Source organism: Halomonas sp. DP1Y21-3, from assembly GCF_019801245.1.
GTDB lineage: Bacteria > Pseudomonadota > Gammaproteobacteria > Pseudomonadales > Halomonadaceae > Halomonas > Halomonas litopenaei.
Window position 1 is genome coordinate 43,877 of record NZ_JAHVJM010000006.1, and the last position, 13,161, is coordinate 57,037.

Consider the following 13,161-nt stretch of genomic DNA (forward strand, 5'->3'; position numbering starts at 1 on the left):
TCATCACCGTCAGTGGATCACGACACCTGACGATCGCCTACGCCGCCGACGAAAAAGCTTAACCACCTTGATACCCGCTGTGTCGTTTCGACACGGCGGGTTTTTTGTATCTCCAGCATCAGAGTTTTCCCGTCTAGGCTCTCAGCAATAGCTGTCGTACGCCAAAGCGTCAGGAGGGCCAGATGGCAAAGGTCGAACCCCGCGCGCCCAAGCCGCGTATCGGAATGGTCACCCTCGGTGTTCACTCGCTCGAACGGGCCATCGACTTCTATCAACAGGGGCTTGGCTGGCCACGCCTGGAGGACAGCGCCCCCAGGATCGCCTTCTTTTCGCTGCAGGGGACCTGGCTTGCCTTGTACGGCTGGCACGATCTGGCCGATGACCTGATGGTCAACGCCGGTGGCGAGGGCTTTCGTGGCGTGGCCCTGGCCTACATGGCCGAGGACCCCGATGAGGTGGACGCGGTGCTGCTCCAGGCCAGACGAGCGGGCGGCAATTTGCTCAAGCCTGGGCAGAAGGCCTTCTGGGGCGGCTACTCAGGCTACTTTGCCGACCCCGACGGGCACCTCTGGGAGGTGGCCCACAATCCCTTCTTCTGGCCTGGACCGGGCGAACCCCAGGCCAGGTCCAGCAGAGCCAGGTCCAGCAACGCCAGATCCAGCAAAGATAGTTGATCTCGGTCCACATTCTGGCGGATATCCAGGATGCTGTTTTTCCAATAAAAACAAAGCTGTTAAGCAGGGGATAGGACGTCGAGGAGAGCCTGGTGGCTACGGGTGCTGTGCTTTCAGGAAGGGACCCTCGACGCAAGGCCGTTACCAATAACCTGCCGCAAGGGAGTCGCTCATGAGTGCAGTCATCGTGTTGGTCCTGGGGTTGGCCGCCATGGCCCTCGGGTACTTCATCTACTCGAAGTTCATCGCCGAGAAGGTGTTGAAGCTGTCCAGGGACTTCGTCACCCCCGCCCACGAGTTCGAAGATGGCGTCGACTTCGTGCCGACCAACCGCTACGTGCTGTGGGGCCACCACTTCACCTCGGTGGCCGGAGCGGCACCGATCGTCGGCCCGGCCATCGCGGTCATCTGGGGCTGGGTACCGGCCTTCTTGTGGGTCATCTTCGGCACCATCTTCTTCGCCGGGGTCCATGACGCCGGCGCGATCTGGGCCAGCGTGCGCAACAAGGCCAAGTCGGTGGGCGCGCTCACCGGGGAAGTGGTCGGCACCCGTGCCCGCAGCATCTTCATGATCGTGATCTTCCTGCTGCTGCTGATGGTCAACGCGGTCTTTGCCGTGGTGATCGCCGGCCTGATGATGAAGTTCCCCTCGGCTGTCATCCCGGTGTGGGGCGCCATCCTGGTGGCGCTGGTCATCGGTCAGTTGATCTATCGCCGGATCATCGGCCTTGGCCTGGTATCGGTGATCGGTGTGGTGGCGCTCTACGCGCTGATCGGCATCGGGCCGGCGGTGCCGATCCAGATGCCCACCGAGGTCGGCGTGCTGTCCGGTCAGGCGGTGTGGATCCTCCTGCTGTTCGGCTATGCCGCCATCGCCTCGCTGCTGCCGGTGTGGATGCTGCTGCAGCCGCGCGACTACATCAACGGCCTGCAGCTGTTCATCGGCCTGATCATCCTTTACGGCGCCCTGGCGCTGTTGAACCCGGACATTGTTGCGCCTGGCTTCAACAGCGATGTGCCCGAGGGCACGCCGTCGCTGTTCCCGCTGTTGTTCGTGACCATCGCCTGCGGCGCGATTTCCGGTTTCCATGGTCTGGTGTCTTCCGGCACCACCTCCAAGCAGCTGGATCGCGAGACCGACGTGCGCTTCGTCGGCTACTTCGGCGCGGTGGGCGAGGGCATGCTGGCGCTGGGGTCGATCCTGGCAGCCACCGCAGGCTTCGCCACCCTCGGCGACTGGCAGGCCATGTACGACGCTTTCGGCAAGGGCGGGGTCAACGCCTTCGTCGAGGGCGGTGCCTTCATCATCCACAACGGCATCGGTCTGCCCCAGGCCACCGCCGCGACCCTGCTCACGGTGATGGCGGCACTGTTTGCCGGCACCACCATGGATACCGGCCTGCGCCTGCAGCGCTACATCTTCCAGGAGTGGGGTGAGATCTACGACCAGCCGTGGATGAAGAAGCCGGCGGTGGCGACCCTGCTGGCGGTGCTGTCGTGCCTGGTGCTGGCCTTCGGTGCCGGGGCAGACGGTTCCGGTGGCCTGATCATCTGGCCGCTGTTCGGCACTACCAACCAGCTGCTGGCCGGCCTGACCCTGCTGGTGGTCACGGTGATGCTGATGCGCAACCATCGCCCGGTCTATTGCACCCTGATTCCCCTGGTGTTCCTGCTGATCGTCACGGTGCTGGCGCTGCTGGCCCAGCTCAAGAGCTTCTTCGTCGCAGGCAACTACTTCCTGCTGGCGCTCGATATCGTGGTGCTGATCGCCTCGGTGCTGGTGGCGATGGAGTGCGCCTCGGCGCTCAAGCGGCTGCGTCATGAAGTGCGCGGGGAGGCGCCGTGAGCGATCACGACGAGGGTCTGGCCAAGTGGCGTCGCTGGTTGTCGTCGGCGCGCCACTTCGCCGAGGAGTCTTACTCGGCGCCGTATCGCGGCGCCATCGCCCGCGCCCGGCGCGACGAGGACGACCTGTTCATGCTGCTGGTGTTCTCGGAGCTGATGGGCATGCCCAATCCGGTGGGCTACTACACTCTGGAGCTTCAGCCACTGTTGATGGAACGGTTCCATGACTGGCACCAGCGCATGGGCATGGAGCGCTCGCCGCTGGACGACTTCCGCTGCTGTTGAACCGGGGGCGGAGGACGATCACGACACCCTCTAGCAACAATTGCCGGGACCGAGCGTGCGCTGGACAGGGGGTAACGCTGTACCGGGCTGACAAGGACAGGGCTGACAAGGGCAGGGCTGACAAGGGCTGGGCTGACAAGGGACCAGAATGGACAAGGGAAGACCATGAAGGAACTGCTGGATCGTCGCCGACTGTGGGTCGGCGGCAAGGGCGGCGTCGGCAAGACCTCGATGTCGGCGGCGCTGGGCGTGCTGGCGGCACGCCGAGGCAAGCGCGTGCTGGTGGCCTCCACCGACCCCGCCCATAGCCTGGGCGACGTCTTTGCCAGTGAACTCGGGGATACCCCGCGGCGGCTATTGTCCGGCCTGGACGCCATGGAGATCGATCCTGATCGCGAGGTCGAGGCGCATCTGGCGCGGGTAACCGCCCAGATGCGGCGCTATGCGGCGCCTGCCATGATGGATGAGCTGGAACGTCAGATGCGCCTGTCGCGGCAGTCGCCGGGGACCCAGGAGGCGGCGCTGCTGGAGCGGCTGTCGCGACTGATGACCGACGACAGCCTGCCCTACGATCTGGTGCTGTTCGACACCGCGCCCACCGGTCATACCCTGCGCTTGTTGAGCCTGCCCGAGGCCATGGCCGCCTGGACCGACGGCTTGCTCGCCCATAGCCGCAAGTCCGAGCATCTGGGCAAGGTGCTGGCCCATCTGACGCCTGGCTCTCGGCGCGACGTGACCTCGCCGTTCGAGTCGGAAGACGAGGCAGCGTCCCGGGATCAGGACCCGCGCACCCGGGATATCGCCGAGACCCTGCTGGCGCGACGACGGCTGTTTCACCAGGCCCGCCGGCGCATCCAGGACGCAAGTCACAATGGCTTCCTGTTCGTGCTGACGCCGGAGCGCCTGCCGATCCTCGAGACCGCCCGTGCCGTGGCGTCACTGGAAGAGGCGGGGATTCCCGTTGCCGCCACCCTGGTCAACCGCGTACTGCCGGTAGAGGCGGACGGCGGCTTTCTTGCCGCCCGTCGCGTGCAGGAAGAGACCTACCTTGCGCGTATCGATGCGACCTTCGCCCACCTGCCGCGTCCGCGGGTGCCCTGGCTCGCCACCGACGTCCAGGGTGTCCCGGCGCTGGAGACCCTGGCCGACTGCCTGGAGAACGCAGGTTTTTAGAACGCTGGTTTCCAGGACAACGGTTCAGTGGGCGTCCGGCGACTGTTCCATCTCTCGCTCCAGCTTGCGCGCCACGTCGCCGGGCGAGCCGGTGCGCCGTGCCATCAGATCGTAGGCCACCGGTACCACGAACAGCGTAAAGAAGGTGGCGGCGGCGACGCCGGTGAAGATCACGGTGCCGATGACGATGCGCGTCTCGGCGCCGGCGCCGCTGGACAGGATCAAGGGCACGCTGCCGGCGATGGTGGTGACCGAGGTCATCACGATGGGACGCAGGCGGGTCATGGCTGCACGCATCAGCGCCTCGCGGAACTCGGTGCCTTCGTCCCTGAGCTGGTTGGCGAACTCGACGATCAGGATGCCGTTCTTGGCGGCGAGGCCCACCAGCATGACCAGGCCCACCTGGCTATAGATATTCAGCGACTGACCGGTCAGCCACAGGCCGAGCAGGGCGCCGCCGATGGCCAGGGGCACCGTCAGCATGATCACCAGCGGATGGACGAAGCTCTCGAACTGGGCCGCCAGCACCAGGAAGACCACCAGGGTGCCGAGTACCAGCAGGAAGGTGGTGGCGCCGGTGGACTCGCGATAGTCCCGGGCCGCGCCCTTGACGTCGGTCTGCACGCCCGCCGGCAGCACCTCACTGACGGCGTTCTCGAGGTAGTCCAGCGCTTCGCCCATGGAGTAGCCGTCGGCCAGATCGGCCTGCAGGGTGATCGCGCGCAGGCGGTTGTAGCGGTTGAGCTGGCTGGGCCCGGCGAAGGCCTCGACGGTGACCAGGCTAGACAGCGGGATCAGCTCACCGGTGCGGTCCGAGCGTACCCGCACGTTGTCCAGGGAACTCGGCGTGGGGGTGGAGCCGCGCTCGCCTTCGAGGATGACGTCGTATTCTTCGCCCTGGTCGGTGAAGCGGGTCACGGTGCGGCCACCCAGCAGTGTCTCCAGGGTGCGGCCGATCTCGCTGACGGTGACGCCGAGATCCGCGGCGCGGGTGTAGTCGATATTGACGTTGAGCTGGGGCTGGTTTTCCTCGTAGTCGCTCTCGAGGTTCAACAGTCTCGGATTGGTCTGGCGAATATGGTCCATCAGGGCGTCGCGCCAGGTCACCAGCTGCTCGTAGCTGCCCCCGCCAAGCACGAACTGCACGCCCTGTTCGGTGCCGCCGCCGAAGCCCTGGCGCATCACCGGGAAGGCGCGGATGCCGGGCAGGTCGGCCAGTGACTGGCGCACCTCGTTCATGATCGGCCAGGCGGGTCGACGCTCGGCCCAGTCCGACAGGCCGACGATGGTGAAACCGGAGTTGAAGTTCTCGGTGTTGCCGCGCCCCTGGGGAGCGATGATCAGCACCCGTTCGACCTCGCCGGTCTCGCGCAGGGGCAACAGCCGTGCCTCGACCTCGTCCATGTAGTCCTCCATATAGGAGAAGGTGGCGCCGGGCGGGCCGCTGATGATGACGAAGAAGGTGCCGCGGTCTTCCCGCGGGGTGTACTCGGCCGGCAGTTGAGGATACAGCCAGGCGATCCCGGCCAGCATCGCCACAAAGCAGGCTACCACCAGCCAGCGCGCCTTGAGCACGACCTCCAGGCAAGCCCGGTAGACGCCCTGGGCCCAGTTCAGCCCCTGGTCGACCCAGTGCGCCAGGCGTCCCTCGTGAAGGCTCGGCGACAGGATCTTGGAAGCCATCATCGGTGTCAGGGTCAGCGCCAGCAGGGTGGAGATGGCCACCGCCGCCGACAGGGTCAGGGCAAACTCGGTGAACAGCTTGCCGACGTCGCCCTGGATAAAGCTCAGGGGCACGAACACCGCGATCAGCACAAGGCTGGTGGCGATAACCGCGAAGGCCAGCTGGCGGGCGCCGCGGAAGGCCGCCACCAGCGGCGTCTCGCCGTACAGGTGCATGCGTCGATGGATGTTTTCCAGTACCACGATGGCGTCGTCCACCACCAGGCCGATGGCCAGCACCAGCGCCAGCAGGGTCAGCAGGTTGATGGTGAAGCCCATGGCCGCCAGGGCGGCGAAGGTGCCGATCAGGGTGACCGGTACGGTGACCGCCGGCACCAGGGTGGTGCGCAGGTTACCGAGGAACACGAAGATCGCCACCACCACCAGGCCGATGGCGATCAACAGGGTGCTGACCACCTCGCGAATGGCGCCGGACACGAAGGTGGAGGCGTCGTAGTTGAGTGACAGGCTCATGCCGTCCGGCAGGCGAGGGGACAGCCGTTGCATTTCGGCGCGCACCGCCTTGGACAGCGCCATGACGTTGGCGGTGGACTGCTTGACCATGCCAAGGCCCACCACCGTCTGGCCGTTGCCGCGAAACAGCGAGCGCTCCTCCACGGTGCCGAGTTCCACCCGGGCCACGTCGGCCAGCCGCACCAGATAGCCGCCGTCGCCGCGATCGAGCACCAGGGCGCGGAAGTCCTCGGGGGTCGAGAAGCTTCGTGGCAGGCGCACCATGAACTGACGATCCTGTGACTCCACCGCGCCGCCGGGCAGCTCGACGTTTTCAGCCCTGAGTGCGGACTCCACGTCGCTGACGGTCAGGCCGCGGGCGGCCAGGGCGTCATTGTCGAGCCACACCCGCATGGCGTATTCCTTGGCGCCGCCGACGAACACCCCGGAAACGCCTTCCTGCACCGAGAAGCTGTCCACCAGGTAGCGCTCGGCGTAGTCGGTCAGCTCCGCCGTGGTATAGCCCTCGCCGGACAGCATCAGCCACATCACCACCTCGGAGCTGGTGTCCTCCTTGCGCACCTCCGGCGGGTCGGCTTCGTCCGGCAGATTGTCGGCGGCGCCGGAAATACGGTCGCGCATGTCATTGGCGGCGGCGTCGATGTCGGTGGACAGGCTGAACTCGACGTTGATATTGGAGCTGCCGTCGGTGGAGGTGGAGGAGATCACCTCGATGCCGGCGATGCCGGCGATGCGCTCTTCCAGTACCTGGGTGATACGGGTCTCGACCACGTCGGCGGACGCCCCGGGGTAAGCGGTGCGGATGCTGACGATGGGCGGATCGATGGTCGGGTATTCCTGCAGCGGCAGACGGGTCAGCGCCAGCAGGCCGAAGGCGACGATCAGGGCGGCGAGCACGGTGGCCAGCACCGGGCGCTGGACGGAAACGTCGGACAGGCGCATCAGGTGTCGTCTCCCTGGCGCTGCTCGAGCAGGATGTCGCTGACGCTGGTGGTCTCGTCCTCGATGCCGATCAGCGTGATCCGGGAGGCTTCATGCAGGCGGTCATTGCCGTGGGTGACCACCAGCTCGCCGGCCTCGAGTCCCTTGACGACTTCCACGTCGCCTTCGCGCCGCGAGCCTACCTCGATATCCCGGCGGACCACCTCACCGGCCTCGGTCGACGTCGGCTCACGCGTGGTCAGTACCCAGACCCGCTGGCGCTGGCCTTCCGGGACCAGCGCGGACTCGGGAATCACCAGCGCCTGACGCGGGCTCCTGGCGATGGTCACCCGCATCAGCATGCCGGGACGCAGCAGCCTTTCTTCGTTGTCGAGCAGGGCACGCACCGAGATGCTGCGGCTGATCGGGTCGATGCGCGAGTCGATGGTGGCGATCTCTCCCTCGAACACCCGGTCCGGGTAGGCCGCGGTGGTGGCGGTAAGCGTGAGCCCCCGTGACAGCGAACCGAGCTGGACCTCGGGCACGTCGAAGTCGAGCTTCATGTGGGAGACGTCGTCCAGGGTGGTCAGCTCGGTGCCCGGGGTGACCAGGGTGCCGACGCTGATATCGCGTACCCCGACCACGCCGTCGAAGGGCGCCTTGACCCGGTAGTTCTCGAGCATCGCCTCGAGCCCGGCGATGGTCGCGTCCACCTGCTGAAGCTGGGCACGGCTGTCCTCGACGTCGGCGCGGGGCGCCAGATTGCGGCTTTCGAGCTGAGCGAAGCGATTGACCGCGTTCTGTCGCTCGGTGCGCAGTGCCTGGGCCTCGCGCAGGGCGGCGCGTTCCTCGATGTCGGACAGCTCCACCAGCACATCGCCTTGGCTGACCTCTTCGCCGCCCTCGAAGTTGAGCGCCGAGACGGTGTCGGTCACCGTGGCCGACAGGGTCACGCTCTCGTTGGCCGACAGCGTCCCCAGCGACTCCAGCGGATCGGACCAGGCCTCCTGGGTCACCTCGGCGGCGATCACCGGGGTGGGGGGAGGCCCCTGGGTGCCGGCACCGCGCTGCTGCGCCAGGCTGGGCGACACCACACCCGCCAGCACCGGGGCCAACACCAGAGCCAGGGCCAGGCGAACCCCCATCCTCCCTGGTCTCGACGTGCGATGCGATAGGGTCCTGGGGCAACGAACTGACGGCATGGCAAGCTTCCTGCGTTGGGCATTCTACGGTGGACGGCGCTCAAGGCGTGGCCGACGCACAGCGTAAACGATCGGATACGATGGTCGTACACAAGTGTCCGAGGATAGCGACAGCATGCCTGAGACATGGCCTCGCTGGCTTGAGCAAGGTGCGGGTTGCACAATCTTTTCGCAAGTCGTTCGCCGAGTAACAACAGGCCGTTGCATGCCACGGTGTTTCAGGGCGAATCGAGTGGACGGCTCTGCTAGTATGGCGGGCTTTTGTTGCGCCAAGGGTTTCGGCAGCGCGCTTGCACATGGCGACCAGCCCAGGGTGAGGCGCGGCCGACGAGGGCGCCAGGGCGTGATGCTAACAACGGGCGGTGAGGGGAAGGATCCATGAAGGTTGACGTGGTAGTGATTGGTGCCGGAGCCGCCGGTCTGATGTGTGCGCTGACGGCGGGCTACGCCGGACGCTCGGTGCTGGTGATCGATCACGCCAACAAGCCGGGCAAGAAGATCCTGATGTCCGGCGGGGGGCGCTGCAACTTCACCAATATGGCGACGACCCCGGCCAACTTCTTCTCCGCCAATCCCCACTTCTGCATCTCGGCGCTCAAGCGCTATCGCCCCGAGCACTTCGTCGAGCTGGTCGAACGCCACGGCCTCGAGTACGTCGAGAAGGCGCCGGGACAGTTGTTCTGCGCCGACTCCGCCAAGGACCTGCTCCAGGTGCTGCTGACCGAATGCGACTGGGCCGGCGTCGAGCTACGCCTGAAGACCAGTGTCGAGCGCATCGAACGCCAGGGCGAGGGCATGCGCCTGGCCACCTCCGCCGGGCGCATCGATGCCGGTGCAGTGGTCGTCGCCACCGGTGGGCTGTCGATCCCCAGCATGGGCGCCACCGGTTTTGGCTACGATATCGCCCGTCAGTTCGGCCTGGAGGTCACCGATACCCGGGCGGCGCTGGTGCCCTTTACCCTCACTTCGCAGTGGAAGGAGCGGGCGGCGGCGCTTGCCGGGGTGTCCACCGACGTCGTCGCCCGCTGTCGCGGGGGCGAGTATCGTGAACCCTTGCTGTTTACCCACCGTGGGCTGTCCGGTCCCGCCATGCTGCAGATCTCCAGCTACTGGCAGCCCGGCGACGACCTCGAGATCGACCTGATGCCCGGCAAGGACGCCTTCGAGGCGCTGTGTCAGGCCCGCCGCGATACCCCCAAGCGTCGCCTGTCCACCTGGCTGTCCGAGCACTACCCCAAGCGCCTGGCGCAGTCCCTGGTGGAGTGGCAGGGCGATGACGGCGTACTCGCCGAGCGCTCCAACGCAAGCCTTGCGGCCTGGGCGGACTTCCTCAACCGCTTTCGCATCAAGCCCTCCGGCACCGAAGGCTGGCGCACCGCCGAGGTGACCATGGGCGGCGTCTGCGTCGACGCCATCTCGTCGAAGACCTTCGAAGTCCAGGGCCTGCCCCAGCTTCGCTTTATCGGCGAGGTGCTCGATGTCACCGGCGAACTCGGCGGCTACAACTTCCAGTGGGCCTGGGCGTCGGCCGTGGCCTGCGGCCAGTCGGTGTAGACGCTTCGTCCCCCCCCTGCCTACTCGTGCGACGGCAAGGCCTCCATCTCGCTGACCAGATGGTCGATAAAGCGGCGGATGCGGATCGGCAGGTGATCGGCGTAGGGGTAGACCGCGTAGATGTCGGCGTTGGGTAGCTGGTAGTCCGGCAGCACCCGTACCAGGCGTCCCTGCTCCAGATGTTCGTGCACGTCCCACTCGGCGCGCACGGCGATGCCGTGGCCGCGAATGGCCCAGGTCAGCACGCTCTCGCCGTCGTTGGCCGACAGGTTGCCACGGACCTTGACCTGATGGTGACGCTCTCCCCGGGTGAAGCGCCAGTTGCCGTAGGTGTCCTCGTTCTGTCTGAGCACGATGCAGTTGTGTTCGCTCAATGCTTCCGGGGTGTCGGGATGCCCGTGGTTCTTCAGATATTCGGGTGATGCACAAAGCAGACGTCGGTGGGAGGCGATCTTTCTGGCATGCAGTCCCGAGTCGGGAAGGGTGCCGAATCGGATACCGATATCGAAGGCATTTGCCACCAGATTAAGCGGGTGATCCGAGAGGTGAAGCTGACAGTCGATATCGGGGAATTGTTCGACGAAAGATGCGACGAAAGGAGCAATATGACGTCGACCGAATCCGAAGGGGGCGTTGATTCTTATCTGTCCCGAGGCTTCGTCGGCGTTCACCTTTAGTGCATGGTGAAGCGCTTCCATGTCGGCCAGCATGCGCTTCGCGTAGCGCAACATGACGACCCCGTCCGGGGTCAGACTCATAGCTCTCGGGGTGCGGTAAAAAAGCTGGGTGTCCAGGGATTTTTCCAGATTTGCCAAGCGCTTGCTGGCAGCAGCCGGGGTGATGTCGAGATCCTTTGCGGTGCGCGACAGGCTGCCCGCTTCACACAGGATGACAAAGAATTCGAGGTCGGCAAGCGATTTCATGGTTAACCCAGGCGTCATGGTAGCTTCAACCGCCAGTCTATTGCCGCCAATTGTCCCTGTCACCTAGCCTTCGTGAACCCGGCAAGACCTCCGGTTTACAGAATCTTCAGTGAGGTGACAGCAGATGAGAACGCATAAGGTGGCGGTGATTCCCGGTGACGGTATCGGCCTTGAGGTCATCGAGGCAGGCAAGCAGGTCATCGAGGCGCTGGCCAAGAAGAGCGGCGACTTCAACTTCGAATTCGAGGACTTCGACTGGAGCTCGAAGCGCTATCTGGAACAGGGCGAGTACATCCCCGAGGGTGGCCTCGCGAAGCTCGCGAAGTTCGACGCCATCTACTTTGGCGCCGTGGGCAGCCAGGACGTGCCCGACCACGTGTCGCTGTGGGATCTGCGCCTGGCCATCTGCCAGGGCTTCGATCAGTACGCCAATGTGCGCCCGGCGCGGGTGCTGCCGGGCGTGAAGAGTCGTCTCGAGGGCGCCGACAAGATCGACTGGGTGATCATCCGCGAGAACAGCGAGGGTGAATACTCCGGCAACGGCGGGCGCGTGCACCAGGGGCTGCCCGACGAGATCGGCACCGAGCTTTCCATCTTCTCGCGCAAGGGCATCGAGCGGATCCATCGCTTTGCCTTCGAGATGGCCCAGAGCCGCCCGCGCAAGAAGCTGACCCTGGTGACCAAGTCCAACGCCCAGCGTCACGGCATGGTGCTGTGGGACGAGGTGTTCTTCGAGGTGGCCAAGGACTTCCCCGAGGTCGAGATCGATCGTGAGCTGGTCGATGCGGTGACCACCCGCATGGTGCTCAAGCCCGAGACCCTGGATGTGGTGGTCGCCACCAACCTGCACGCCGACATCCTCTCGGATCTTGCGGCAGCGCTTTCCGGCAGCCTGGGTATTGCGCCTACCGCCAACCTCAACCCCGAGCGCAGCTTCCCCTCCATGTTCGAGCCGATCCATGGCTCTGCCTTCGATATCGCGGGCCAGGGGATCGCCAATCCGGTGGGCTCGTTCTGGACCGCGGCGATGATGCTCGAATACCTCGGCGAGAACACCGCCGCCGAGCGCCTGATGGCAGCCATCGAGCGCCTGACCGAGTCCGGCATGCAGACCAAGGACTTGGGCGGCGACGCCATGACCCGCGACGTGACGGCGGCCATCTGCGCCGACATCGAGGCCCAGGGCTGAGTCTGAGATCCCCGTCGTTTCCTGCCCCCTGCGGGCAGGAGGCGATGACCTTGTCCCCGTCGGATGGCATCGATGCCGAAACACCGACGCGGGATTCGGGGAGGCTCGGCTTTCGAGCAGAGACTCCCCGCTCCACGAGCCCATCGAGAGGCTTGGCAGTAACAATCACAACGCCAAGGAGCAACGCCATGAAATCCCAAACCCTTCTTTTCAGTGCAGTGATCGCCGCGGTGGCGGCGAGTCCGAGCATGGCCGCCGACGACCAGAGTGACTGGCCCCAGAGTGTCACCATCGGCACCGGTAGCCAGGGCGCCACCTACTACATCTACGGCAGCGGCTGGGGCAACCTGGTCGGTGAGCGCACCGGCATCTCGTTCGGCGCCGAGGTCACCGGTGGCCCGGTACAGAACGTCACCATGGTGCAGATGGGCGAGCACGAGTTCGGCATGGTCACCATGGGACCGGCCTACCAGGCCTGGCAGGGCAACAGCAAGCTGGCTCCGGGGGTCGAGCACACCGACGTGCGCGCAGTCTTCCCGATGTACCAGACGGCGCTGCAGGTGATCGCGCTCGAGGACTCGGGCATCGACTCCATCGATGACCTCGACGGCAAGACCGTCGGTATCGGGCCGGCCGGTGGTACCGGCGATCTGTATTTCCCGCAGATCTTCGACAAGCTCGGGATCGAGGCAGATACCCGCAACGGCGGCGCTGCCGACCAGGCCGGTCAGGTCCAGGATGGCCTGCTCGATGCGTTCGCCTTCGCCTCGGGGATTCCGGTATCGGCGTTCAGTCAGCTGGAAGCCCAGGCCGACGTCAACATCTTCTCGTTCTCGCCGGAGGAGAGTGAGCAGTTCCTCGAGGACTTCCCGGCACTCAGCGCCTCGTCGATCCCGGCCAGCGCCTATCAGTCGCTGGACGAGCCGACACCGGCGGTGTCGATCTGGAACTTCGCCATCACCCACAAGGACATGCCGGAGGGACTGGTCTACGAGGTCACCAAGGCCGTGATGGAAGAGCATGAGCGCATGCTCAAGGTCCATGGCTCGGCCAAGGAGACGCTGCCGGAAAACTTCTCCCAGAACAGCTTCATGCCCTGGCATCCGGGCGCCGTGCGCTGGTTCGAGGAGAACGGCTACGACATCCCGGACGATCTGGAAGGCTGAAGTGCTATGGCGCCGGCCGTCTGAGACGGTCGG

At 65.4% G+C, this 13,161-nt stretch carries 10 protein-coding genes; 7 read left to right on the forward strand and 3 right to left on the reverse strand.

Annotation, left to right across the window (positions count from 1 at the left end; genetic code table 11):
* The first annotated feature begins 182 nt into the window (after window positions 1–182).
* From KUV74_RS16780 to KUV74_RS16795, 4 genes are all read left to right on the forward strand, one after another.
* Complete coding sequence (locus KUV74_RS16780) at window positions 183–674, forward strand: VOC family protein (protein ID WP_222516913.1); 492 nt, start codon at window positions 183–185, stop codon at window positions 672–674.
* Between the two features lie 172 nt (window positions 675–846).
* Window positions 847–2,520 (forward strand): carbon starvation protein A, encoded by a 1,674-nt coding sequence (locus KUV74_RS16785; RefSeq protein WP_222516914.1) that lies wholly within the window; start codon window positions 847–849, stop codon window positions 2,518–2,520.
* Between the two features lie 17 nt (window positions 2,521–2,537).
* Window positions 2,538–2,804, forward strand: coding sequence for a cory-CC-star protein (locus tag KUV74_RS16790; RefSeq protein ID WP_045993347.1), 267 nt, complete (start codon window positions 2,538–2,540; stop codon window positions 2,802–2,804).
* 165 nt (window positions 2,805–2,969) lie between these two features.
* Entirely contained in the window at window positions 2,970–3,977 is a 1,008-nt protein-coding gene (locus KUV74_RS16795; RefSeq protein ID WP_222516915.1) for an ArsA family ATPase, read from the forward strand.
* Between the two features lie 24 nt (window positions 3,978–4,001).
* On the opposite strand, the gene KUV74_RS16800 is transcribed toward KUV74_RS16795, so the two are convergent.
* A complete protein-coding gene (locus tag KUV74_RS16800) occupies window positions 4,002–7,115 on the reverse strand; it encodes an efflux RND transporter permease subunit (RefSeq protein ID WP_222516916.1) in 3,114 nt (1,037 codons plus the stop codon).
* Window positions 7,115–8,239: an efflux RND transporter periplasmic adaptor subunit gene (locus KUV74_RS16805; protein ID WP_045993319.1), complete on the reverse strand. Its 1,125-nt coding sequence runs from the start codon at window positions 8,237–8,239 to the stop codon at window positions 7,115–7,117. The genes KUV74_RS16800 and KUV74_RS16805 overlap by 1 nt, the downstream gene beginning before the upstream one ends.
* Before the next feature lie 435 nt (window positions 8,240–8,674).
* Between KUV74_RS16805 and KUV74_RS16810 the strand changes: the two genes are divergently transcribed.
* Window positions 8,675–9,850: an NAD(P)/FAD-dependent oxidoreductase gene (locus KUV74_RS16810; protein ID WP_222516917.1), complete on the forward strand. Its 1,176-nt coding sequence runs from the start codon at window positions 8,675–8,677 to the stop codon at window positions 9,848–9,850.
* 20 nt (window positions 9,851–9,870) lie between these two features.
* Here the strand turns inward: KUV74_RS16810 and KUV74_RS16815 are convergent, their stop codons facing one another.
* Window positions 9,871–10,773, reverse strand: coding sequence for a LysR family transcriptional regulator (locus tag KUV74_RS16815; RefSeq protein WP_045993317.1), 903 nt, complete (start codon window positions 10,771–10,773; stop codon window positions 9,871–9,873).
* A gap of 124 nt (window positions 10,774–10,897) precedes the next feature.
* Between KUV74_RS16815 and KUV74_RS16820 the strand changes: the two genes are divergently transcribed.
* Both KUV74_RS16820 and KUV74_RS16825 read left to right on the forward strand, forming a co-directional pair.
* Window positions 10,898–11,962: a tartrate dehydrogenase gene (locus KUV74_RS16820; protein WP_045993316.1), complete on the forward strand. Its 1,065-nt coding sequence runs from the start codon at window positions 10,898–10,900 to the stop codon at window positions 11,960–11,962.
* A gap of 188 nt (window positions 11,963–12,150) precedes the next feature.
* A complete protein-coding gene (locus KUV74_RS16825) occupies window positions 12,151–13,128 on the forward strand; it encodes a TAXI family TRAP transporter solute-binding subunit (protein WP_045993315.1) in 978 nt (325 codons plus the stop codon).
* The last annotated feature ends 33 nt before the right edge of the window (window positions 13,129–13,161 follow it).

Excerpts from the sequence above, each read along its gene's own strand:
- KUV74_RS16780 (WP_222516913.1), top strand. The coding sequence starts at position 183 with ATGGCAAAGGTCGAACCCCGCGCGCCCAAGCCGCGTATCGGAATGGTC.
- KUV74_RS16785 (WP_222516914.1), top strand. The coding sequence starts at position 847 with ATGAGTGCAGTCATCGTGTTGGTCCTGGGGTTGGCCGCCATGGCCCTC.
- KUV74_RS16795 (WP_222516915.1), top strand. The coding sequence starts at position 2,970 with ATGAAGGAACTGCTGGATCGTCGCCGACTGTGGGTCGGCGGCAAGGGC.
- KUV74_RS16800 (WP_222516916.1), bottom strand. The coding sequence starts at position 7,115 with ATGCGCCTGTCCGACGTTTCCGTCCAGCGCCCGGTGCTGGCCACCGTG.
- KUV74_RS16805 (WP_045993319.1), bottom strand. The coding sequence starts at position 8,239 with ATGGGGGTTCGCCTGGCCCTGGCTCTGGTGTTGGCCCCGGTGCTGGCG.
- KUV74_RS16810 (WP_222516917.1), top strand. The coding sequence starts at position 8,675 with ATGAAGGTTGACGTGGTAGTGATTGGTGCCGGAGCCGCCGGTCTGATG.
- KUV74_RS16815 (WP_045993317.1), bottom strand. The coding sequence starts at position 10,773 with ATGAAATCGCTTGCCGACCTCGAATTCTTTGTCATCCTGTGTGAAGCG.
- KUV74_RS16820 (WP_045993316.1), top strand. The coding sequence starts at position 10,898 with ATGAGAACGCATAAGGTGGCGGTGATTCCCGGTGACGGTATCGGCCTT.
- KUV74_RS16825 (WP_045993315.1), top strand. The coding sequence starts at position 12,151 with ATGAAATCCCAAACCCTTCTTTTCAGTGCAGTGATCGCCGCGGTGGCG.